This is a genomic window from Runella sp. MFBS21 (assembly GCF_029433105.1).
Taxonomy (GTDB): domain Bacteria; phylum Bacteroidota; class Bacteroidia; order Cytophagales; family Spirosomataceae; genus Runella.
The window spans coordinates 158,092-182,479 of record NZ_JARNTW010000014.1 but is presented as its reverse complement, the minus strand read 5'-3'; the positions used below and the strand labels follow the sequence as shown (position 1 = coordinate 182,479).

Sequence of the window (24,388 nt, the reverse complement as noted above, 5' to 3'; positions counted from 1 at the left end):
GAAGGGACCATTAACTAAAAGATGGAGAGCATCAAAACGTGAGAAAAAGCAAAAAGTACAATTTTAGAAACTATTTCAGTGACCAAAAATGAATCCTAAATCTGTCAAGCTATTTCAGGGTGATACATAGAGACGTTGCATGCAACGTCTCTACACCAACAATCCGCAGATTCACCATAAATATCGCAGGATTAGGGAATGATATATTGAATTGCTATACAACCTAATCCCATTACCAGAAAAGACTAATTAAACCTGATTTTCGTAATCAAAATCAGAAAGAAGTTGGATAAGATGGGTTTCTGCTTTTTCGAGAGCATCGTATGTTTCTCCTTTTGTCTGGATAAAACCGCCTGCCTGTAAAGTAATAAATGTGTTAACCCCTTTCAACGATTCGTCTATGATTGGATTTGCCTTATCAGAATCCTCTTCTGATAGTTTAGCCCGAATACTACCTGCAATAAGATTCGCATTATCACTTATGGAAATAGCCAAAGTATCCATCAAACTAAATGTTCTGGCTTGATTAGATGTTATTTTCCAATCAATGAGAGCTTTAGCCAAACCTTTTATCCATTTTTCACGAAGAGATTTAGGAGCTACTAAGCATTTCCCAAATACATTTTCAGACTCAATCCACCCCTCTGAACGAAGTTTTTCAATAGTAGAATCTGACATTTCAGGCTCAAATGAATTAACTGAAACGGAAAAAAGTCGTCTTAAATCAATAGCAATATCAGAAACAAACAAACCTGTTGCTCTTTTATTATCTGGAATCCATTTACGACTCAAGCTTCTATCTTTGTCCTCTAAAAACGCAACAATTTCATTGTCATTCAATTCGTTACCTTTTTCATCACGCACTATTACCAAGTTATTAGGTCTTTCACTTCTGTCAAAAGACGCATTTTCGGCATAAGTACCAGCTAATAAAGGATGTAATGCTCTCATTGCAGAAATTGATAAAGGGCTTCTTCTTTTGAGTGTTCTATCTTTTCCTCCCTTAGCTGCTTTCATCCAACCACCAAATAGTTGGTCTGCATAAGTAGGGTCGCAAGTACCATAAACCTCACCTTCTTTTAGTTCCTTTTGTTTTGTAACATCAAATAAAAAAGTGGTAGGTGATGGCGTTTGTTTAATTTCAGCACACAAGGAATCAATCAAGGAACGTTTTATCTGTTGTCCACTTGAATAAGGGATTCTTCTATTAAATTGGGTGTCATAATAGTATTTTTGTCCATCAGACACACAAAACACAGTATGCTCTGCTCTTTTTAAAGTTCTAATATAAATCATTGTCATTATTATGGTAGTTTATCTTTTTAAGATTTTTTTTCAAGAAATGCGTAATCAAATTTTAATAGAGTACAGAAATACCCAAATTCTTCATTGGTCATTAGATGTATTTCGTCTTTTAATTTTTTTATTCGCTCCAAATCATTGGTATCTAAGTCTTTAACCATAACAGTTAAAGCATCGATGAAACCTCTTTTAGTTTTGGATGCAAATAATTCCTTATTAATCAAGGTAGGTCTCTCCATTCCTTTAGACCCATTTCTATACCTCTGAATAGTCTCCGCTATCTCAAGTGTATAATCTGTTATTTCTTCTTTGTTTTTTGAAAGCATTGCTACTAACCAAGTTTTATATGCGAAATAATTTATTGTATCTTCTTCTTTTTTGAATGATATAGTTTTGTCACTACTCATGAAATCTTTTAACTTTTCAGGACGTAAAGCTTGTAAACCAATACTTCCAAGTTCGCAAGCACGTTTTATGTGCATGCCAAAAAGTGCCTCAAACTTCTTTTTATCTGTGTTTGTCGAACCAAATAGCTCTTTATAAACTTCTATTATTCTTGTCCCTGATTTGAAATAAAAAGGTATAAATCCAATGGTTTTGTTGGTCTGCCCCAAACCATAAACATATCCTGTTAGTTCTCCTTTTGGATAAAGTTGAGAAAGACTGAAAAATAGCTCTGACCAATTCACTGTATTTACTTCTACCAATGTAGAACTAACTTCAAAAATCTTATTGTTGGTTAGTTCTGCAAAATCAAAATCTTCTCTAAATAAGTCTTCGTCAAGAGAGTATCTTAGCCACTGTCCATTCCATGTACTTATTTGGTTGCCCCTAAGTTTATCCAATCCATCGTCTTTTAGGTATTTACGATAAACTTTCCATCCTTCAAATGTTTGTAATGTAATAGTAGGGTCATCAAACAAAATTGTAAAACCTCCTGCAACGCCAATGCCTAAGCCACTACCTATCCATGAGAGGTAAACATCATCAACCGTAGTAGGAATAATCAAATCACTAACTAATCCCGACGTACTTGCATACTCTTTGGATTCAGACGCAGGAAAACCAATAGCAAAACTTGCATCTGGTTCATTATTCTCTACCTTCTCGAATAAGTTTTCAAGTTTTTCCTTTCTTTCAGTATAGGTTAAATTTTCAGGTTTTTGTCCAGTTTTCATCTGTACAAAAGGAGAATTTGTGACCCATTGCATATACTTTGAATGATTATAAAACAATTCAAAATATACCTCTTCAAAAAACTCTTTTGGCGTTTTTTGGGTCTGATATTTTTGATTATATGCCTCTAAAAATGTCTTTCCAACTACTGTTATTATCATAATATTTGATATTTAGAGTTAAAATTTCCTTCCTTTATTTCTCTTACAAAAAGCCCCATTTCTTCACTATAAGCTTTGTCTGGTATAAGGAACGGGCGGTTGCCTTTTTCAATCTGGTTCATTTTGCACACAGAAAAATATCGTACAGGAATCTCTAATTCGAGCCTTCTCTCAAAATAAGATTTCTCATACTCCTCTTGGTCTGCTTCTCTGATGCAAGCAACTGAATCAATATCAAGTAATTCAAACAGAATGGATTTGCTATTGTGTGTAAGACAATCAATAGTAATTCTACCGTCTTCTTTGAATATGGCGTGTTCTTCAATTTTCATAAAATTGATTTCTGTGAAAACTTGGTCTATTTTTGCTTGTAGATTTCTTTCTTTAAGTATCTCTCCATCTTCGAGTACTTCAAATGTCCGTTGCAGCGCCTCTAACTCATACGGTTTAGCTTCTTTCTCTGTGTCAGGCGGAGCAATCACATAAACATCCTTAATTTTACCAATCGTGTCTTCCGTTCTTTTTCTATTAATTCTGCCAAATCGTTGAACAAGTGCATCCAAGGGTGCGGTTTCAGTCACCATTATGTCAAAACTAATATCTAAGCTAACTTCTACAATCTGAGTAGAAACGACAATACAGGCTTTATTTGATGTATTGAATAAATTGATAGAAGTACCTTGTTCATCTAAGCCTAACAAGTCTTTTTCTTTACTATTTCTATCACCTCTTCTAAATCTACTATGCAATAATAACGTTGGTGTTTTTGGGTAAAGCTCTCTAATCAAGGCATATACCTCTTGTGCTTTGTCAACGGTATTGAGAACAATTAGAACTTTCTCATTATTATTCACAGCATTGGAAATCAATTGTTTAGTGGAATCAAAAGACTCTACTTTGTGAACTCTATGACGGTCAAATTTATCTAATTCGTCAGGTGGCAAGCTTGTTTCCAATACATTATCTCCTAATAACTGAAGAATTCTGGTATAGAGTATAGTTGGCATAGTAGCCGTTCCAATGTGAATTCTGCAATCAATTTTATTTAAAACCTCAATAAGTTTCAAAACAATGGCTTGTGAAATACCTGAGTATGTATGAATTTCATCGAGAATAATATCACAACCTTTCAAGTCTAATAATAAGGCTTCATAACCTTTCAGCCCAAAAGCAACAGCCGCTAATTGGTGAGGAGTCAAGATTTTTACGGATGAGCCAAATAATGACTGTAAAACACTTTCTTCTTCCTCTTTTCCTCTCTTTACAACACTTGAAGCAGCGTGTAAAACCCTAATATCCAAATCAGGATTAGTATCTTGAAGTGAATGGGCTACTCTTTTAAACATCGCATTGATAGATGCTTGAAAGGGTAACGTATAAAAAACTCGTCCTCTACATCTTTTAAATAGATAGTCAGTTTTTCCTGCTCCCGTACAAGCTACAACAATCGTATGTCTTTTGTCAGAAGTAAAGTTTTTCACTTGAGATAATGGATATAGTTTACTTTCTCTCTGAAAAAAAGATAGGTTAGGTGACTTGAATAATCTATCTAAATTCTTTTCTGTATCATGAATCAGTGCAGAGGCAAAATGGTCTGCTCCCATTAACACGCCACGCCATTCAGAATAACCACGTTGCTTTACTCTCTTTTTACAATATTTGATAACGTATTCGATATTTTCTAATGCTTTTTCTTTAGTAATAGGATGTGCAACTATGCCAAATTGATTAAATAAAGCAATACCTCTATCGCTCCATTCCTCCCATTTCCCTAAATGATGGTCTAAATAATCATAGCCATTGTCTAAATCAAGTAATCCTTTTTCTCCACTATCATTTTTAACTGATTTGTGATGTCCAACAACCATTTCAATCAGGATATTCCATTCTGAATCTTGAAATATAGATAGAAAGAAAAGAGAACCTATTTCGTGTCTATAGGTTTTTCCTTTTACACCATTACTTATCAAACGTTCTTGAAAAGCAGGGTGAGCTTTTCCTATATCGTGAAGAATTGCTCCTTTATAGGCTAAATGTTGGTCTAATCCCAAATGATTAGCAAATTTTTGAGCAGCAATAGCCACATGATGTAAGTGGTCTTCTAAGCTCGTCCATTCTGGACCTGACTTTGCATATAGCTTTTCCATTAAAATTGTTTAACAGGTGTTCCTACTATTTTTAACCAGCCATACATGGGTTCATTTGTAACACGATGATACCCCACCATAAACGATTTTTCGTTTTTCTCGAACATTAACTCATAACCAGAAAAACGCTCAGTATCTTCATCAAATTGATTGATGAAAATTTCTTCTGTTGATACAGGAAATAACAAATCTTCATTTCTACACAAGCAAATGTGTTGCGTAAATGCTCTTTGGGCATCTTCCTTTGTGTTGAATACCAGAAATAAGTCGGGTTCAAGTAGTACTCCTCTCAATAAAATGGCTTTGGGTCTATCGAATAAAACCTGTTTTCCCTGACGAGTAGAATTCCATCCTCTTGTTTGTATTACCTCCTGTTGTGCATTAATTTGAGCGTAGGAAAGTCTATATCTTACAATTTTTTTGATTCCATTTTCCCCCAACAACTCAGGAAACAGCTTTTTCTCGATACCTTCAACAATTGAAGGAGTAAGAAATTGTTGCGAAAATGTTTCGCTATCTCTTACCGCAGTCCACGGCTTTATAAAACCGAATTGTCCGCTGTATTTAACTACATAATATTTTTCCATTGTATCTTAAATTAATGAGCCAAAGCCAATACCTGTTGAATTTCCTACGCCAACATTCCATGCAAATGCCAGTTGTTCGGGAGTTCCGTTGATGATTACGGGACATATCGAGCCTTTGTTAAAAATGCCTTTGTAGGTAACTCCTTTAGTCGTTGGATTTTGATAAGATTCATCAAACTGAACAAAAACGTCTTCATACGACAATCCAGCATCATTAAGCTTATGCTGTAAGCTTTCGGTCAAAAACTGATTCGCTTCTTTATCATTATAATAGAAAAACTTAGCCCCTTTTTCATTTGGAGTTGACCGTTTGATAAAAATAGGACTACCCACTAAAAATCTGTGTTCAGATTCAAAATCTGGCTCTTTTTCAAGAGCCAAAGCCGTGATTTTCATTCCCCAACCAAAGTCATTATTTTGCTGTATGCTCTTTATTAGTTGTTTTATGAGTAAACTATCATAACAACTAATAAAAAACTGACTTCCAGTTCTAAAATTTAAACCTTTACTTCCCTCTTGACGACCATTTTTTAGCCATGAAAAAGAATAAAGAGATAACTTATCGTGTATCTCATTTTTGCCAAGCCAATAATGTAACTTACTGACTTGCTGTTCCTGATAGTTAAACGGAACGATAGTTGTATTTTGTGTAAGACTAATGTGTAACCTCATTTTTTTCTTTTTTTAAGACTCTTTGGTGAAATGAAGCCCAAGGCAAATAGCACAATCTCCTTGCAAATCAGTAAAAAAGCAAAGGCCACAATTCATACAAACTGTTTTAGGGCGATTAATTAATACTTCTTTGTTGCTCATATTGATAGTATCTTATGATTATGCAACAAAGGTAGCACAATCATAATTTCCAATACAAGTAAATCGTTAAAATATTTTTATTTTGTAATTAATATCGTTCCTATTTTATTTCTATTTATCACCTATAACACCTAATTTCGAACTGGTTTTTACCTTCAGGGAATTGAAAAATACAAGTAAATCGTTAGATATTAATCGTACTCGACAGGTAAAAACCTTTTTTCCTCTACAGATTATAATGTTATAATCTATGCCCCAAACCTACACCCCTCCCCCCTCATTATCTGCCCTACCCCTCAAAATTTCTAAAAATTTATTTTTGCAATGTGCCTTCGGATATGCTCAATGAGCGATTCTGGTTCTACTATTTCTACAATATGCTCGTGATATCCCAATATAAAATTGGTTAGTCCGAAAAACCTTTCATTCACATTACACTCAAAATCATACACACTAGGTTCCTCCGCCGAGGGTTGTAGATAGGCTTGTGTCAACGGAAAACGCTCAATCAGCTCATTGTATCCTCCTACCTTCAATCGAATGTGCACCCTTACTTTATGGTCGTTTACAATCCTAAATGGGTCGGTAGCGGTCACATAGTGTAGCGTTTCGTGCTGCCACGTCATTTCTTGTAATTCTACGCGCTCAATCCTCGAAATCCTGTAATGTCGAATATCCATACGGTCTAGGGCAAAGGCGTGAAGAATATCTTCTTTGACATTCACCGAAAAGGGTTCAACCAATTTATTGGAAACTTCACTGCTATTCGTCGAACGATAATTGACAAGTTTCACAACTCTCTTCTGTTGCTTAGCTTGTTGGAGCAAGTTGACTTTTGAGAGAAAAGTCCGCGAAAACAAACTACTCCCTAGCTTCGACACATCATAAATCATATTGAGCTTTTCCTGCATTCGCTTAGATCTTTTCTCGGAAGCTTTTGGATTGACTGAAAGCGCCTCCATTAAAATTTCTTTTTCGGTTTCGGTAAAAAATAGCATATCCTCTAAGTGTTCTAAAGGTTTGTTGGGCACAATAGCATACCTATATTTATTATCATAATCAACATTAAAATCAGCATCTCGAAGCTCCTCAAAGTCTTTTTTAATTGTATCAGGGTCAACGTTGTACTTAGTAGCCAATGTCTTTTTAGTATATTGATACGGACTCTCAATCAATAGCTTAAGAATCGCTAACAAACGGTATTTGGGGCTATTATCATTAAATTTATTCATAATTCAAACCAATAAAACAACCTATTTTGGGTGATTATATATATCTTTTTACGAACCTTTATGCTTTAACCTTAAAATTGAAAACAAAAGCTGTAATTTAAAACGATGAGTTAGCAAACGGTCTTTCGCAAACCTCCACACACCCACATCCCATCGCGCTATAGCGGCCAAATCCTCCCAAATACCCCACTTCAATAAGTTCGGGTGGAGCCGTTAACGCAAATGTAAAATTGTGATAACCAATCACTTTCGTCTGTAGCCTTTCTTTCCCCTCTTTGGTCAAAATACCTCGTTTTTTGATGCGCTCAGGGTCGCTCAAGAGTTCAAACTTCACGAGTCGCTCGGCAATTGCTACATCCATGTGCATGGAAGGCTGTATCGAACGTAGTTTATCGACCAAATTGACCGCAAAAAATCGTCCAAATTCCGCATCTGTCGGGGCTAAATACTGATCTAAACTGTCTGTTTTTTTGGCCACTACCATCGGCGATAACGTACGAAAGGCCATGGTCGCATCTATGGGCACCACGGGTAGCGTCTCTACCCGCTCTACCACAAAGTCGGCGCGATACTCACGGTTGTAAATACAAAGCTGCTGCTCTTGAAACAATCCTATGATAAAACCCTCGGCGGCTTTGTCTACATAAAACGAAATAACAAGACTCAATATATCCGAACGAAGCACCATATACGTATCTCCTTTTCGAATGGGCTCCGTGCGTGGAATCACCAAACTCGAAAAAGTGAAATGCTTAAATGTTTTTCGGGTGGCTGCCAACTCATAGCCCTGCTGATGCAAAAATGTAGCATAATCCGCATCTGCCCGCGCCAACAACCCATAAATCCAAGCCTGTAAAGGGTATTGGTAATTAAACAAAAGTTTTTGTCGGTCACGTAGAGGTTTTAGGTATATCTTAAAGCGCATAATAAAGCTGTATGTATTTTGGAACACGGTAGGGTTTAAAATCTCAAATTAAAGAATCTTTTTATCATAAAGACTGATAGTTATCATAAATTTATCAAGTGGTATCAATGACTGCAACAAAGTAAATTACCTTGCGTGCAATCTACATGCACGCCTTTTTAAAAAGATGAAAAAAATTATTCCGACTCAGTACGAACGTTTTCAAAAAATCAATCAGAGACTACAGGCTTGGGGTGGAAAGCCTGTTTCCAAACTAGAGTTGATGAACTATTGCGGAGCCAAAGAACGTACCCTAAAAGAAGACATTGCGATGATGCGAGAGCTTTATCAAGCTCCTATCAAATATGATTACAAAATCAAAGGCTTTTACTACAGTCAGCCCTTCGACCTCGAAATGCGCGTCCACCTTACCAAAAGCGAATTAGCTGCCTTGGATGCAGCCGTCCAAACCCTACGTCAGTTTAGTCACCTTGAGCCTTTCAAAGAATTGAATTCGGCCGTGACCAAGCTCGACCAAGCCGTCAAATACCGATTTCAAAGACCCAAAGAAGAAAACAACTACCTTCAATTTGAGTACGTCCCGGTCATTCCAGGGGGAGAGCTCATCGCACCGCTACTCGATGTGATGCGGGGAAGACAGTGGGTCACTTTCAAGCACCGCAAGTTTGAGGCCAATGTCAGCAATACCTACCACCTGTTTCCGTATCTCATCAAAGAACACCGCAACCGTTGGTATGTGGTAGGTTGGGAAAAAACACGCCAACACATCCGCGCCTTTGGCCTCGAACGCATCGAAGAAAGCTCCCTTACCGCATTTGAAAACGCTGACGAAGTGCCCGTTTTTGACTCCAAAGCTTATTTTGAAAAAGCACTTGGTATCGCCATTTATGACCAAGAACCTGTAGAAGAAGTGATTTTGAGCTTTACCCCTTTCCAAGCCAATTATTTCAAAACGCAGCCTTTTTTTCCTTATCATCCTGAAAATGTAATCTGCGACAACAGCATAGAGTTTAGGGTAAAACTTCACCTCATCATCAACAAAGAAATTGTGTACGAACTAGCTCGCTTAGGAGCTGAAGTACGGGTAGTATCACCTGCAAAACTAATTCAACAAGTATGTCAATACCACCAAGCTGCTTTGGAGCGTTATCAATGATAGCACAAAACTCTTTATAATAAGTTTTTGAGTAGTTGAGAAACTTATTTTTCTTTTGAGTTTAAGACCTTAATATTCGTTGTAATGCGCCATACCCTTTTCATATTAGGCACTTGTGCTGGCTTGGTAGCTGCCCTTTCTTTTACCGGAACCAACACCCTCCAACAAGCGTATCAAACAGTAACCCAAGGAGATTCTAATCAAGTATATGTACCCGAAGACCTCGAAGCGACGCTCTGGGCTACCACACCTTTGTTTCATAATCCTACCAATATGGACATCGACGCCAAAGGCCGGGTATGGATTACGGAGGCGGTCAACTACCGAAATTTCAATAACAAACCTGACCAAAAACTCAGTTTTGCCGAAGGCGACCGGGTGGTGATTTTGGAAGATACCGACGGCGACGGCAAAGCCGACAAGTCGAAGGTGTTTGTCCAAGACAAAGATTTGGTGGCGCCCTTGGGGATTGGAGTCATTGGCAACAAAGTAATCGTAAGCTGTGCGCCTAATCTCATTGTATATACCGACGAAAACGGCGACGATGTGCCCGACAAAAAAGAAATCATATTGACGGGTTTTGGTGGACTCGACCACGATCACTCGCTGCATTCGCTTACGGCAGGGCCTGATGGACTTTGGCATTTCAATACTGGCAACGCCGGCTCACATCTCGTCAAAGACAAAAGCGGCTGGACGCTTCGCTCAGGAAGTATTTATATTGGCGGTACTCCCTACAACAAAAACAACCAAGGCAATCAGAAAAGCGACGACGGACGCGTGTGGGTGGGTGGCTTGGCGCTTCGTATGAATCCCGATGCAACGGGACTCAAAGTAATGGCGCACAATTTCAGGAATAGCTACGAAACCGCTATCGATAGTTATGGCAACTATTGGCAAAACGACAACGACGACCAAGTCGTAACTTGTCGTACAAGTTGGGTCATGGAAGGCTCTAATGCGGGCTATTTTAGCGCCGACGGTACACGCTACTGGCAAGCCGACCGCCGCCCCGATCAAGATATGTTTACGGCTCATTGGCACCAAGAAGACCCTGGTGTGCTCATCGCTAGCGACAATACCGGCGCAGGCTCTCCTACGGGTATGCTCGTGTATGAAGGCGACGCCCTTGGCTCCAAATACCGAGGCACGGTACTGAGCTGTGAAGCAGGTCGAAATGTAGTATGGATGTATTGGCCCAAACCCAAGGGCGCAGGCTACGACCTCAGTCAGCGCATTGATTTGATAAGTTCGTTTCCTAAAGTGGACGAACATTATATTTGGCATGAAACAGGTCAAGACAAACGGAAATGGTTTCGTCCAAGCGATGCTGCTACTGGCCCTGATGGTGCTATCTATGTGGCCGATTGGTACGATGCTGTCGTGGGAGGCCACCAAATGCACGATAAAATCGGCTATGGTCGCATCTATCGGATTACGCCCAAAGGTAAAAAACTTACCACGCCCAAAATCGATTTGACCACTACCGCTGGACAAATCGAAGCCCTCAAAAATCCCGCTATCAACGTAAGAAACCTCGGTTTTGTGGCACTGAAAGCACAAGGAGAAAAGGTAACACCTGAAGTAAAAGCCTTACTCAATGCCCCCAATCCCTTTGTACAAGCAAGAGCGGTGTGGCTATTGGCGCAATTGGGGCCAAAAGGAAAAGCTGAAGTAGCTACAATTCTCAAAAATAGCCCTAATAATCAACTCAAAATCACCGCTTTCAGAGCGCTGAAACAGCTCTACCCTGCCAACGACCTTTCGTGGGTGCCCGCTATCAATAGCATCACAGATGTGGCTTTGCTACGCGAAATCGCCATTGCATTGCGGGATGTTCCTTACGAAACTTCCAAAAATCCTCTCAAAGCGCTCATTGCTAAATTTGACGGTAAAGACCGCTACTATCTCGAAGCACTTGGGATTGGATTGGACAGTAAAGAAGAGGATATCTACCGTGACCTTCGCCCTTCTTGGCCTAAAAATCCGGTTCAATGGACACCTCAGCAAGCTTGGCTCACGTGGAGAATTCACCCCAAAGCTTCTCTTTCTGATTTGAAAACAAGAGCAACCGCGGCTACCCTGCCCGCCGACGAGCGTAAAAGGGCTATTACGGCTTTGGCTTTTATCAAAGACAAAGAAGCTGCACTCACGATGCTTGAACTTTCTAAAAATCAGCTTAAAGATGTAGCCGAGCAAGCATTCTATTGGGTCAATTTCCGCAAAACCAACGATTGGCAAGACCTCCTCAACTGGCAAGAGGCCGCTGCGGCACAACTGACTCCTGAACAGAAAAAAATGCTCGAATGGCAAAAAATAATGCTCGATACCTTAGCTTCCAAACCTGACCGTGAAAATGCCGCAAAAAGCCTCGCCGCTGATGTGTTTGGGGGACAATTGATTTTGGCGACCGCAAGCGAATATAAAATTCCTAAAGAAGTACGTCCCGTCATTGCCGAGCATATTTTCAACAATCCCGACCGTAGTATTCGTATGATGGCGGGCGATTATTTCCCACGTCCAAGCGGCAAGGGACTCTCAATCAATTTGGCAGCAAGCTTTCCAAGTGACGCTGCAAAGGGGCAGAAAATTTTCCAAACCAATTGCGCCATTTGCCACCGTTTTGGTAAAGACGGCAAAGACATCGGCCCAGATTTGTCGTTGATTGGCAAGAAGTTTGATAAACCCGGCTTGCTTGACGCCATCATCAACCCAAGTGCTAGCATGGCTTTCGGCTATGAACCTTGGATTATCCAAACCAAAGACCAAAATACTTATTATGGTTTTATTGTAGGTGACGGCGCCACGGTGGTGCTCAAAGATGCAGGCGGTCAAACTACCGCTATCAAAGCTACCAATATCGCCTCTCGCAAACAACTTACCAATAGCCTTATGCCAGAGCCGTCGTCGCTAGGACTCAAAGAGAAAGACCTTGCTGATTTGGCCGGTTATTTATTGAAACTACCAGCTACCAAATAAGCTCAGCATTCATTTATTTGTATAATTTTCAACAATTACAAATTCAATATACCCTTAAAAAATCAATATAGTTCAAATTTTGGCAATTTGAAGGCTAGAAATTGACTTTGAGGTTCCATTATCTTTGTATTATTATTTCAATCAAAAATATTACAAAACATGGAAGCGCAAACAATGACCCCTACCATGATTCCGAATCAGAATCACAAAGAAATACCCGGTAACCCCTCTACCGCTACAAGCAGTCATATCAAACTCAGCGACCGCTCCAATGGACAGTCTTTAAGAGTTTTGACCGAAGAAGATTGGACATTTTGGATACATAACGGTTACGTAGTTGTCAAAAATGCAGTACCACGCGAGCAAGCCCTAAAAACCGCAGAATTTTTGTGGGAATTTGAAGAAAAAGACCCCAACAATCCCCAAACGTGGTATGCTCCACCGCGCGCCGAAATGAAAATGAAGGAGTTGACGGGCACCGGAATGGTAGAAGTATACAACCATCAACATCTCTGGAACAATCGCCAAATGCAGCGGGTCTATGATGCCTTTGTGGATGTGTGGGGTACAGAAAAACTATGGGTCACCATCGACCGCGCCAACCTCAACTTCCCTATTCGTCCGGGTTTTGAATACAAAGGGTTTATTCACTGGGATTATGACCCCGAAACCAAACCCCAAAATGTACAGGGGGTACTCGCCCTTGCCGACCAAACCGACGAAAATATGGGTGGGTTTCAGTGTATTCCTGAGCTTTTCAGAACTTACGATACTTGGAAGCTTACCCAACCCGCCGACCGCAATCGCTTCCAGCCCGACATCAGTGGTTTGGAAGACAAACTCGTAAAAGTAAAACTCGAAGCGGGTGATTTACTGATATTTAATAGCAGTCAGCCGCACGGTATTCGGCCCAACTTGTCAGGAGATAAAGTCAGAATCGCCCAGTATATCTCAATGATGCCCGCCGAAGAAGACAATGATGCCATGCGCGAATGGCGCATCAATTCATGGAAAAACCGCATTGCCCCTGAAGGCTACGCTTTTCCGGGCGACCCTCGCCGTTGGGAACAAATCAAATATGACCGTGCCGAACTCAACGAACTAGGCAAGAAATTGTTAGGACTTGAAAAGTGGTAAAAAATAGACAAGCCTGCTGAGAGAAATCCTCAGCAGGCTTGTCTATTTTCAATGGTAGTACTTAATTGCTTATTCAGAAGTTTTAAACTGCCCTTGCCCTACGCCCATTTTCCCTGCACTGGTCATACCTTCTACTTTTAGTTGAATCGTAGATTTTGCATCGGAAGTAAAAAAGGTCACTTTGGCCTTTCCTTCTTGGTTGGTCTGGATGAGAGGTGCCCAAAATACAGTAGGACGAAAATCAGGTCGAACATGCTCAGGAGCAGGCGTATCGTATTTAGGAGCGTAAAATTCTATTTCTGGGCTGTATCCTAAGATTTTGGTGACTAAGGTGCCTGGAACCGCTTCTTTTGACCAATCGTAGTTGCTACCACCACGCTTTGTCAATATCGCAATCACTCCTCCTCCGCCACGGCTCCCATAGATAGCCGCCGAAGCACCTTTCAAAATATCGACCGCATCTACGTCCGACGGTGGGAGATTCATGATAGCTTGTTTGTCAACGGGTGTGCCGTCCAACACAAAAAGCGGTTCTACTACGCCACTAAAATTGGCCGCTCCCCGAATTTGGACTGTTCGGTTCATACCACTTCCCGTGATAGTAACCCCCGCTACTCTGCCCTGAATCACATCAAAAATATTCATAGCTCCCGCTGTATTGATTTGGTCAAATTTCACAGTGGCATCAGGATTACCATAAAGTGCCCTTCGTCCATCATCTTTTAGTGGGTCAGCTTTTTTTGCTTTTACTACCACTTCTTGTAGCATTTGCTCTCGGCTTGCCCGTATTTGCCGCTCAATGCGCAGGTATTCTTCGGTTCGTCTGAGATACTCCGCCAATTCGTTGGCGTCAAATTCGACTGGATTGTAAGGTACTTTAGTCACCGTCATTTTGGCAGGCTGAATGGGCGTAAGACTAAGAACGAGGTTTCTATTGCCTTTTTCCGTAACAGCCTGTACCAACAGATTGGTAGTATCTCGCAAGTCTACGTCATATACTGCAAACTCTCCTGTTTCGGTGCTTTCGCCCGTCAAAAACGACTGAGCGCTGTCTTTTTGCATCATCATGAAAGTCAGTTTTACCTTACCGGGTTGCTTTTTATTGAGGCGCGTTACCTTGCCTTGGAAACTTATACCCTGCTCTAAGAAAAAGGGATGAGTGCCCAAAGAATCACCCAAAACCGACGCCCAATTGAACCGTCGCCAGCCTTGGGTCATCATCAACAAATCAAGTTGCGCATTTGAATTGGTATTTTGGGTACTAAAATACCTTGCAGGTTCTTCAATATTTCCTTTCAAATCAGAAGTCAACAAAAAGTACGAGCGGATGTTGTTAGGGTAAAGTTCTTTGTCAATGATTTGACCAGCATCAACGGCTGCCAACGAAAAATTACCGCTCACAGGCTGTCCATTAGCGTCTTTGGCGGTAATTTCTACCTCTACTTTTTCGCGCGATTTATAGACTTGCTTATCAGTCGCAACCTGAATATTTAATTGTTGGTTTTTATTGATAAAAGCCAAACGCTCAGCTACGGGCTTTGCTTGCTCATCAAACAACGTAAAATGAATAACACCTTCGGGCAATTCAGCGCGTGGGACGCTAAAAAGCAGCGTTTTTTTTGCCATTGCCCCTTTGGCACCGTATACTACTAGTCCCCTTGTGTGTGCAAAAAGTGCTAATTCTCCTTGAGTCACGTTTTTATTATGCCTCACAATCACCCTTATGTTATCTTTATTCGAGAGATTATCGACGGTCAGTACAAAGCCTTCAGCCACTATCTCGGGCATCGGATATTTGACGTATTGTCCATTAGGTTTTCGAACTTCTATTCTATATTGTTGCCCAGACTCAGGTTTTAGATTAAAAAAGCCCATCCCTAAATGCCCAGTATTAAAACCTGCCACAGTATCATTGGCTTGGTTCAATACTGCTCCTGTAATATCGGTTCCTTTTCCCAAGGTATTGAGTGCTTTAAAAGCAACTCGACTTTCTAAATTGACTACAAGATGCCCACCTTCTGGCATAAACTGCACATCAATATCATCAGGGTTTGGTGGCAATGACGACGCTTTAAAATCGGGACGCAGAATTTTTATATCTCGTTGAAAAAAGAAAGAATCGTCGTAATTACGCATCCAATTGGTATACGCTCTTAAACGGTACTCTCCTACTGCTAGCGAGTCTCCAAGAGCCAACTCCCCCCTTCCTATTCCACCCGACATAGCGACTTTTTTCATCAAAATGATATTTCCATTTTGCTTGTTTACCAAATCCACATAAAGCACTCGGCTGATGGAATCGGCTTCGTGAAGCATAGCCGTTACAAGGTAGGCTTTAAACCAAATTCGTTCTCCTGCCGAATAATAGGGCCTGTCTAGATGCAAATAGACTTTTTCTTGAGGATAGCTACGCTGGTAACTTTGAAATTTACTCACAATTTTGTCAAACCAAGCATCGTCCATTTGGAAGGAGCTCAACAAAAGACTTAGTACAATAGTAAAAGTTAAGAGGCTGTAACGGGTCATGACTTTTGTTTTTATTTATATGAAGTGCTAATAAACAAAAAATGAGCTTACAAAAAGCTCATTTAATACAAAATAACTAACTTTTTAAGTATATCATTTTTTTATGTCTTATTCCTTTGGTATATAGTAAAGAATTTTACTTGTTTGTTTTCCAACTGAATTTACGTTTTTTCCTCCCAAATCTGGCACAAATTCACAATCACTTCAACGGCCTTCTGCATATCTTGCACCGATACCCACTCTAGTTTGGAATGGAAGGCATGTTCACCCGCAAAAATATTAGGGCAAGGCAAACCCATAAAAGACAAACGCGAGCCGTCGGTTCCTCCTCGAATACTTCTTCTTAGGGGAGTCAAGGCTGAGCGTTTGATGGCTTCTAGGGCGTATTCGCTTACTTGGGGATGCTGGTCTAACACTTCTTTCATATTTCGGTACTGCTCAATCACCTCAAAATCAGCCCTAGAGTGAGGATAGTTGACGAGTATATTGTCCAAAATATTTTTCAAAAAAGTTTCTTTTTCGTGCAAACCTTCTACCGAAAAATCACGAATGATAAACTCCAACACTACTTTTTCGAGAATGCCTTCTATGTGTGTCGGGTGAATAAATCCTTCCTTTTCTTCGGTGGTTTCGGGCGAAAGGCGGTCTTTGGGCAAAGCGGCCAACACATCGCCCGCTATTTTAAGGGCATTTTCCAATTTCCCTTTGGCAAACCCAGGGTGAGTACTAACGCCATAAATTGTGATTTTGACCGCATCGGCGCTAAAAGTCTCATCTTCGAGCGTTCCGAGGCTTTCCCCGTCAATCGTATAGGCAAAATCTGCCCCCAATTTCTCCAAATCGACCTTGGCAGTTCCTCGCCCTATTTCTTCATCGGGCGTAAATAGGATTTTGATAGTGCCGTGTTTTATCTCAGGATGATTGACAAGCTGATAAACGGCATCCATGATTTCGGCTACCCCTGCTTTATTGTCAGCCCCCAAAAGCGTAGTCCCACTGGCCGTCACGATATCATTACCGATTTGGGCTGCTAAATCTGGATGGTCAGCTACTCTCAAAACTTGCGATATATCCTCCGGCAAAACAATATCTGAGCCATCCCATTGCTGATGCACAAGTGGCTTTACACCTTTTCCCGAACAATCTGGCGCCGTATCTACGTGCGAGCAAAAGCAAATCACGGGAACATTAAGCTTGGGAGTATTGGCGTGTAAAGTAGCATATACATAGCCATACTCGTCCAAATGAGCATCTACAAGCCCCATTTCAAAAAGCTCATTTACCAAAACCCGACTTAAATCTTTTTGTTTTTCGGTAGAAGGTTGAGTAGAAGAATGAGGATCTGATTGAGTATCTATTTGCACATAGCGAAGAAAACGCTCCAAAACAGTAGAAGACATGACTATCGGTTAAGAGGTGAAAAAACAAAAACCGCTTAGTGCGTACACACTAAGCGGTTGCTAAGTTACCAAAGTGGTTTATTTTGGCAAAATTCTAGCCTAAATCGTTGATAATTTTCAACGAGCACTAATAGGGACCTTTTGGTATCTTCCCCAAGCCACAAACAACGCCAAAGCTCCCAATACGAAATTGAAACCAATAGCCGCAAATTCACCTTTAAGCGCATGATAAACCGCCGCTGCAATCATCACCGTAGCCAGTCCTAAGGCAGCAAGGGGAGTCAGAATAGGCTTTATTCTCAGAAGCGAAGGCAAAATAAGGCCGATTGCTCCAAGCAGCTCTACTGCTCCCACAAATCGTACCATACCTTCCGAAAAATCATTAACCCAGGGCATTTGAGGTGCCAACTCGGCGATTGGAGTCGTCAGTTTCATGAAACCAGCCATCAAAAACATAGCCGCAAGCAATACTTGAACAATCCAAAGCGTAATTTTCATGAGATTGGTTTGATAAAGATGTGAGTTATAACAATTCTATACAAGACTTCAACGGGGTCGTTTTACGACCTAAGATATTTTCCAAGGCAGCATCTGTGGTACTTAGTTCGCCATCTTTGATTGCTTCTGCTATCCCTCCAATCATCCCTATGACGGGTTCGGGCAGACCCGCTTGTTGCAATCCACCCACAAAAGCTTCGGTCGGAATACTTGTATAAGTAATCGTCTTGCCCTTCGCTTCGGTCAAAAGGGCAGCAATTTGGGTAAACGATAACGACTCACCCGAGGTAATTTCATATACCTGATTGAGGTGCTTTTCGGGGGCTACGAGTACCTTTGCCAATCCTTCAGCTATATCAAAACGTGCTACTAAGTTGATCTTGGCATCTCCCACAGGATAATACCAATCCCCTGTTTCGAGTGCATTACCCAACAACATCGGCAATACTTCGGCATAAAAAGTGTTTCTAAAAATAACATAATTTAGCCCTGACGCTTTGAGGTATTCTTCGGTTTTGATGTGATCAAGACCTGGCAAAAACTTGGTTTCGTAAGATGGCTTCACTACACTTGTATATACAATGTATTTTACGCCCGCTTTTTTGGCGGCATCTATGGCATTGGTATGCTGTAAAAATCGGTTTTCCATTGAACTTGATGAAATCAACAACAAAGTATCTATTCCCTCAAAAGCCTTTGATAGTGAATCGATATCCGAATAATCTCCCTGACGAACCTCAACCCCTTTTTCCGTGAGGTTGCCTGCTTTAGCTACATCTCTCACCAATGCTGCTATTTGTGTACTAGGCGTTGTTTCTAATAAAAAATCAATCGTAGCTGAACCTAAATGCCCTGTCGCTCCTGTTACTAATATCATCTTTGTAATTTATTTTATGGATACTCTTTTTATCAACAGCAAAGGTAGCTACCTTTACTATACAAAAGTAACTACTATACCAAAGTATAGTAATATACTCTATTATAGCAACTAAACGATTTATATAAAATGATGAAAGAAGAATTGCCCAATTGTGCAGACTATGTAGTACCCGTTCGCGACTGTCTTGACATCATCAGTGGCAAATGGAAACTGCCCATTTTGGGTGCCTTAATACAGGGCAAAAAGCGATTCAAAGAATTAGAAAGATCTATTCACAACATTACCCCTCGGATGTTGTCTAAAGAATTGCGTGAGTTAGAAATCAATCAAATGGTCAAACGTACCGTGTACGACACTGTTCCTGTCACCGTAGAATATGAATTAACTCCCTACGGGCATTCATTACGCAATGTTCTGAACGAAATGAGAGCATGGGGCATACAGCACCGCAAGCGTATTATGGGTGCGGGTATATCTAATGAAGTAGTACACGCTGAAGACTTTGCTTTAGTAGAAGAAGATATACAATCCTAAAAGCTTCGCCTTGGAGCTTTTAGGATTGTTATCAAGTCTATTTTATTTTTTTCAAATCTTTGACACTTACCGTACCTCCAGGATAGCTAAAAGTAAGATTTTGAGCACTGTTTGATTGGGATTGCTGCACTCCTGAAAGCGGATAACCTTTGGTACTATACTTTGTAATTTTACCTTCATGCTCAATCTCTAACTTATCCTCTGAGGAAAAATAAGCATAATGATACCCATTTTGGCTTCCCCGAAATGAGGCAGAAGATTTGGTATTTGTGCTTTCAGTTTTTGGAGGCGATTTGGTTTTGGAAGTGGTTTTAGTGGGAGTTTTAGGCGTTTCTTCCTCTGAACGAACTAGTTCCGATAGCTCAGTGCATAATCCGTCTACTTTGTATTTCAAACCTATGTCAAACATATCTCCTACCATGATCATTCCGGGTTGCCATTGACCCATTCCGCCCAGTTCGCCTATGTTAAACTGTACTTGTCGTCCACCAGTGACTTTCAGCCCCATCAGCAGAGCTTGGGCAGTTTCTTCACTTACTTGGTATTTTTCGGCAATTTTTTTAATTGTTTTCATGTGTTAAGTATTTAATTGGTTATCAAAAACTCAACTCCAAACATTCAGTGAGAACTATGGCACAGTTTTTACCTCTTACTCATTTTGCTTGTATTGAGTACTTCTTGTTATACTGATTCAAAAAACCATGCCAAGACCTTACAGTTTTGCCATCAACTCCCAATCACCAATAGCCTTTAGATATAAAAAGTCCAGTAAAATACCATTGACATTGTTGATAAGTCGATGACCCTCTACAAAAGGCAACACACAAGTCACGATGCGCTCATGCTCAGAGGCTTCTCCCATAAATTGCTCATCGTAGGCTTTGATTTGAGCTAATGGAAGTTCGATTTCACAATAGAAATAGTGCATTGCTTCGTCGCTCGTACCTGTAGAAGGGTAAGTGGGAAAATCTAACAGGCGTACCAATTGACTTCTGTCTAATTGAATCCCTGTTTCTTCCCACACCTCTTTTGCGGCCACTTTATAGGCATCCGATTCACTATCGAGCATACCTGCGGGATGCTCGTACGTCATCGAACCATCGCAGATGCGGCGCTGTTTTACCAGCAAGAGGTATTTGTCTTTGGTTTGCTCATCTATCAGGCACACCAACACACAAAGTACTTCACCTTTCAAAAAACAAATAGGGGGGATTTTGTCGCCTTCGGGCGTGGTAGCATCGAGCATTAAAAGTGAAAAAAGAGCTTCGCCATTGCTATTATGACGGGTATATTTTTCATCAATATTATGGATTTGAAGGCCATTACTTAACAAATGCCCCTTCCAAAGTTTAAATTTGTGGGAATCAAAAACGTTTTCTTTCATTGTCAAAATTTTGGACAAAGGTAATTTTAATCCAAGTTGAATTTGAGCCAAAAACTAATTTTATTGTGTTTATTCCAACTTTTTCGCCGCTTAGTTGGGATAGATATATTAAGTAGTTGGGGGATATTCTTAACTTGGTATATTTACATTGATTTTAAGAGATTCAACCGATAGCACATAGCGGCTTCTCCCTAGCAAATTACAATTTCAATAAAAACATGGAACTCGCCATAAGTACCCCAGCCATTTTGTTTTCTACAGTATCTTTGATGATGATTGCCTTCACCAATCGTTATCTAGCGATTGCGAGCCTCATTCGCGAATTGCACGACAAATTCAGAATCACCCCCGACGTCAACTACGTCGAACAAATCAAACACCTCCACCGACGTGTGCATATTATTAGAAACATACAGTTTATCATCGTGACGAGCTTGCTGTTGAGCGCAATTTCCATGCTTTTCATCTACTTACATTACCAATCTGCCGCACAAATGTTATTTTTCGTTGCTTTATTGCTCCAGATAGCTGCTTTGGGGCTTTCGGTTTGGGAAATTTCGCTTTCCATTCACGCGCTCAAAATCGAACTTAGCGATATGGAAGAACAACTCGGGAAACGCTCAGGCTTCTTTGGACGCTTTAGAGTAGATGAATAGTAAAAGTAGATTGACACACTTCAAAAACAACTAAAACTCATGAGAAAACCACTATTGTATTTGCTGTGTCTAGGCGGGTTTACAGCCTTTGCGCAAGACAATGTCGGCTATCAAACACCACCCAAACCGCTGGCTGATTTGGTGTTGGCTCCACCTACTCCTACGGTAAGTGTTGATAGCAAAGGTCAATGGCTGCTGATTTCTGAACGAAACACAGCGACTACCACCATCGAAGAGCTTTCTGAGCCAGAGCTTCGAATAGCAGGCTTACGCCTCAACCCTGCCAATAGCGGTCCAAGTCGTGCAGTATATGTCAACAATCTGAAATTGAGACAAATATCTGCAAGCGCTACAGACATTCAAATCAAGGGTTTGCCTGCTAACCCTAAATTAGCCAATATTCAGTGGTCGCCCGACAACAGTAAAATTGCTTTTACTAACACGACCGAAAGCAAAATTGAATTGTACGTAGCCGATGTGGCCACTGCTACCGCTGCCAAACTTTCTGATGTAGCTCTTAATGCCACTTTACGAGGTCCATATCAGTGGGTTTCAGACAATCAAAGCATTATTGCCAAAATCATTCCTGCCGAGCGTGGTAGCGCTCCCGAAATCAGTCGCGTACCTTCAGGGCCAACCGTACAAGAAAACTTGGGCAAAAAAGCCCAAGCAGCAACCTACCAGGATCTGCTCAAAAACCCTACCGACGAAACGCTTTTTGAGTACTATGGTACTGCCCAAGTGGCTAAAATCAGTTTGACGGGTGCAATCCAAAAAATAGGTAATATGGGTGTTATTGCAAGTGCAACCCCTTCGCCTGATGGAAGCTATGTGATGGTTGAAACCATTCACCGTCCTTTCTCCTATCTGGTAACTGTCAATCGCTTCCCTTCCAAAATTGACATTTATGGTAGTACAGGAAGTTTTGTAAAAACCCTTACAGACACCCCTTTACACGAAAACGTACCTTGGGGACCAGATGCAGCGCCCATGGGGCAACGCAACCACAACTGGCGCAACGACGCTCCTGCAACTGTCTATTGGGTAGAAGCCAAAGACGGCGGCGACCCCAAACGCAAAGCTGATGTTCGCGATGTAGTATACGCTTTGGAGGCTCCTTTTTCAGGAACGCCTAAAGAATTGTACAATGCCGCCTATCGTTTTGCGGGCGTTACTTGGGGAAATGACCAAGTGGCTTTGTTTTCAGAACGCTGGTACAGTACTCGTAAAACCTTGACAAAATGGGTCAATCCAACTAACCCAGCCAATCCAGTGGTACTATTTGACCGCTCTTCGGAAGACCGCTACAACAACCCAGGCTCGCCCGAATTGAAAAAAAATGCGTATGGTGAATATGTTTTGGACCTTACCCCCAACAATGAAATTTACCTCACTGGCCAAGGAGCTTCTCCCGAAGGAGACCGTCCTTTTGTAGATATTTTTAATCTTACCACCAAACAAAGCACCCGCTTGTGGCGTTCGGAAGCGCCTTATTTTGAGCGCCCTATCAGCATCCTTGATGCCCAAAAGGGATTGATTCTTACCTCTCGCGAATCCCAAGAAGAGCAACCCAACTATTTTATTCGTAACCTCAAGCCTGCTCCCAAAAAAGGCAAAAAGCCTGCCGAGCCGGCTTTGACTCAGATTACGTTTTTCCCGCACCCTTACCCACAATTCAAAGGGATTCAAAAACAACAACTCCGCTACAAACGCCCCGACGGCGTAGATTTGACCGCTACCCTTTTGTTGCCTCCTGGCTATAAAAAAGAAGATGGCCCGCTACCTACGTTTTTGTGGGCTTACCCTGCGGAGTTCAAAAGCGCAGCAGCCGCTAGCCAAGTCAATGGTTCGCCTTACCAGTTCAATCGTATTAGCTACTGGACGGGTGCGGCTTTTGTCACTATGGGATATGCCGTACTCGAAAATGCCTCTATTCCGATTGTGGGTGAAGGCGACAAAGAGCCCAACGATACTTACGTAGAACAACTCGTGGCCAGTGCCAAAGCGGCTATCGACGAAGGGGTAAGACTTGGGGTGGTAGATGCCAGCCGTGTAGGAGTAGGTGGTCACTCTTATGGAGCATTTATGACAGCCAACTTACTATCACACAGCAATTTGTTTAGAGGAGGAATTGCCCGCTCAGGTGCTTATAATCGTACTTTGACTCCTTTCGGTTTCCAAAATGAGCAACGTACCTACTGGCAGGCTCCTGATGTATACAACAAAATGTCGCCTTTTATGAATGCGGAAAAGATGAAAACACCGCTTCTCATGATTCACGGCGAAGCCGACAACAACACCGGTACTTTCCCGATCCAATCAGAACGCTATTACAACGCTCTCAAAGGCATGGGTGCCACTGCAAAATTGGTATTCTTACCTTACGAAAGCCACGGCTATACTGCCAAAGAATCGCTTTTGCATATGCTATTTGAGATGAACGGCTGGCTCGACAAATATGTCAAAAACGCCCCCGCCAAAACCTCTGGTAGTAAAACTGGACAGATGTCAGGCGAAAAATAAAATCATTTTATTCTTTACAAACCAAAAAAACCTAGCTCATGAGCTAGGTTTTTTTGGTTTGTAAATACAGGTGTTTATTTATCTACGCTCCTTAAGGTGATTGACAATTAGTTTTCCCCTAGGCCGAGCAGTGAACTAAGTTTGGTTGATTTTAACATGGAAAGTCCTGATGAAATTTTCCATGTTTAGCTGTATTTTATTCTGTTACAGCAACATCTATTCAACTTTTACAATGCAATATTCACACTGACTATCAGCCACTTAAACCTAAAAAATCACTCTCAACAAGGGATAAACAGACTCACAAAAGTTAATGTTTTTTTAATGTGGTTTGGATTACATTTGAGATTTCTAATCTAAACTTAAAATCTC

19 protein-coding genes are annotated in these 24,388 nt (G+C 41.0%); 6 read left to right on the top strand and 13 right to left on the bottom strand.

Annotated features, from left to right (window positions below; genetic code table 11):
- Nucleotides 1–249: 249 nt before the first annotated feature.
- From P1X15_RS22900 to cas6 (P1X15_RS22870), 7 genes are all read right to left on the bottom strand, one after another.
- Complete coding sequence (locus P1X15_RS22900) at nucleotides 250–1,302, bottom strand: CRISPR-associated protein Cas7 (protein ID WP_277340471.1); 1,053 nt, start codon at nucleotides 1,300–1,302, stop codon at nucleotides 250–252.
- 20 nt (nucleotides 1,303–1,322) lie between these two features.
- Nucleotides 1,323–2,639 (bottom strand): hypothetical protein, encoded by a 1,317-nt coding sequence (locus tag P1X15_RS22895; protein WP_277340470.1) that lies wholly within the window; start codon nucleotides 2,637–2,639, stop codon nucleotides 1,323–1,325.
- The gene (gene cas3, locus P1X15_RS22890) at nucleotides 2,636–4,786 is read right to left on the bottom strand and encodes a CRISPR-associated helicase Cas3' (RefSeq protein ID WP_277340469.1); all 2,151 of its coding nucleotides are present in this window, start codon (nucleotides 4,784–4,786) and stop codon (nucleotides 2,636–2,638) included. The genes P1X15_RS22895 and cas3 overlap by 4 nt, the downstream gene beginning before the upstream one ends.
- A complete protein-coding gene (locus P1X15_RS22885; RefSeq protein WP_277340468.1) occupies nucleotides 4,786–5,373 on the bottom strand; it encodes a hypothetical protein in 588 nt (195 codons plus the stop codon). The genes cas3 and P1X15_RS22885 overlap by 1 nt, the downstream gene beginning before the upstream one ends.
- A gap of 6 nt (nucleotides 5,374–5,379) precedes the next feature.
- Nucleotides 5,380–6,045, bottom strand: coding sequence for a CRISPR-associated endoribonuclease Cas6 (gene cas6 / locus P1X15_RS22880; RefSeq protein ID WP_277340467.1), 666 nt, complete (start codon nucleotides 6,043–6,045; stop codon nucleotides 5,380–5,382).
- Between the two features lie 446 nt (nucleotides 6,046–6,491).
- Nucleotides 6,492–7,418, bottom strand: coding sequence for a YafY family protein (locus P1X15_RS22875; protein ID WP_277340466.1), 927 nt, complete (start codon nucleotides 7,416–7,418; stop codon nucleotides 6,492–6,494).
- 97 nt (nucleotides 7,419–7,515) lie between these two features.
- Nucleotides 7,516–8,343, bottom strand: a complete 828-nt coding sequence (gene cas6, locus P1X15_RS22870) for a CRISPR-associated endoribonuclease Cas6 (protein ID WP_277340465.1) — start codon at nucleotides 8,341–8,343, stop codon at nucleotides 7,516–7,518.
- A gap of 166 nt (nucleotides 8,344–8,509) precedes the next feature.
- On the opposite strand from cas6 (P1X15_RS22870), the gene P1X15_RS22865 reads away from it, so the two are divergent.
- From P1X15_RS22865 to P1X15_RS22855, 3 genes are all read left to right on the top strand, one after another.
- Entirely contained in the window at nucleotides 8,510–9,499 is a 990-nt protein-coding gene (locus P1X15_RS22865) for a YafY family protein (RefSeq protein ID WP_277340464.1), read from the top strand.
- Nucleotides 9,500–9,583: 84 nt separating this feature from the next.
- A complete protein-coding gene (locus P1X15_RS22860) occupies nucleotides 9,584–12,478 on the top strand; it encodes a PVC-type heme-binding CxxCH protein (protein WP_277340463.1) in 2,895 nt (964 codons plus the stop codon).
- A gap of 159 nt (nucleotides 12,479–12,637) precedes the next feature.
- Nucleotides 12,638–13,615 carry a phytanoyl-CoA dioxygenase family protein gene (locus P1X15_RS22855; protein ID WP_277340462.1) on the top strand — a complete coding sequence of 326 codons (978 nt, stop codon included), beginning with the start codon at nucleotides 12,638–12,640 and terminating at the stop codon, nucleotides 13,613–13,615.
- Between the two features lie 69 nt (nucleotides 13,616–13,684).
- On the opposite strand, the gene P1X15_RS22850 is transcribed toward P1X15_RS22855, so the two are convergent.
- The 4 genes from P1X15_RS22850 to P1X15_RS22835 form a co-directional block, all read right to left on the bottom strand.
- A complete protein-coding gene (locus tag P1X15_RS22850) occupies nucleotides 13,685–16,141 on the bottom strand; it encodes a TonB-dependent receptor plug domain-containing protein (protein ID WP_277340461.1) in 2,457 nt (818 codons plus the stop codon).
- A gap of 161 nt (nucleotides 16,142–16,302) precedes the next feature.
- Entirely contained in the window at nucleotides 16,303–17,541 is a 1,239-nt protein-coding gene (gene pepT / locus P1X15_RS22845; RefSeq protein WP_277340460.1) for a peptidase T, read from the bottom strand.
- A gap of 117 nt (nucleotides 17,542–17,658) precedes the next feature.
- Nucleotides 17,659–18,039: a DoxX family protein gene (locus tag P1X15_RS22840; protein ID WP_277340459.1), complete on the bottom strand. Its 381-nt coding sequence runs from the start codon at nucleotides 18,037–18,039 to the stop codon at nucleotides 17,659–17,661.
- A 25-nt stretch (nucleotides 18,040–18,064) separates the two neighbouring features.
- Complete coding sequence (locus tag P1X15_RS22835; RefSeq protein WP_277340458.1) at nucleotides 18,065–18,916, bottom strand: SDR family oxidoreductase; 852 nt, start codon at nucleotides 18,914–18,916, stop codon at nucleotides 18,065–18,067.
- A 129-nt stretch (nucleotides 18,917–19,045) separates the two neighbouring features.
- Between P1X15_RS22835 and P1X15_RS22830 the strand changes: the two genes are divergently transcribed.
- Nucleotides 19,046–19,453 (top strand): helix-turn-helix domain-containing protein, encoded by a 408-nt coding sequence (locus P1X15_RS22830; RefSeq protein ID WP_310586041.1) that lies wholly within the window; start codon nucleotides 19,046–19,048, stop codon nucleotides 19,451–19,453.
- Nucleotides 19,454–19,490: 37 nt separating this feature from the next.
- Here the strand turns inward: P1X15_RS22830 and P1X15_RS22825 are convergent, their stop codons facing one another.
- Nucleotides 19,491–20,027, bottom strand: a complete 537-nt coding sequence (locus P1X15_RS22825) for a hypothetical protein (protein ID WP_277340457.1) — start codon at nucleotides 20,025–20,027, stop codon at nucleotides 19,491–19,493.
- Nucleotides 20,028–20,165: 138 nt separating this feature from the next.
- Nucleotides 20,166–20,837 (bottom strand): NUDIX hydrolase, encoded by a 672-nt coding sequence (locus P1X15_RS22820; protein ID WP_277340456.1) that lies wholly within the window; start codon nucleotides 20,835–20,837, stop codon nucleotides 20,166–20,168.
- A 218-nt stretch (nucleotides 20,838–21,055) separates the two neighbouring features.
- On the opposite strand from P1X15_RS22820, the gene P1X15_RS22815 reads away from it, so the two are divergent.
- Both P1X15_RS22815 and P1X15_RS22810 read left to right on the top strand, forming a co-directional pair.
- Entirely contained in the window at nucleotides 21,056–21,493 is a 438-nt protein-coding gene (locus tag P1X15_RS22815; RefSeq protein ID WP_277340455.1) for a DUF2721 domain-containing protein, read from the top strand.
- A 39-nt stretch (nucleotides 21,494–21,532) separates the two neighbouring features.
- A complete protein-coding gene (locus tag P1X15_RS22810) occupies nucleotides 21,533–24,016 on the top strand; it encodes a S9 family peptidase (RefSeq protein ID WP_277340454.1) in 2,484 nt (827 codons plus the stop codon).
- The last annotated feature ends 372 nt before the right edge of the window (nucleotides 24,017–24,388 follow it).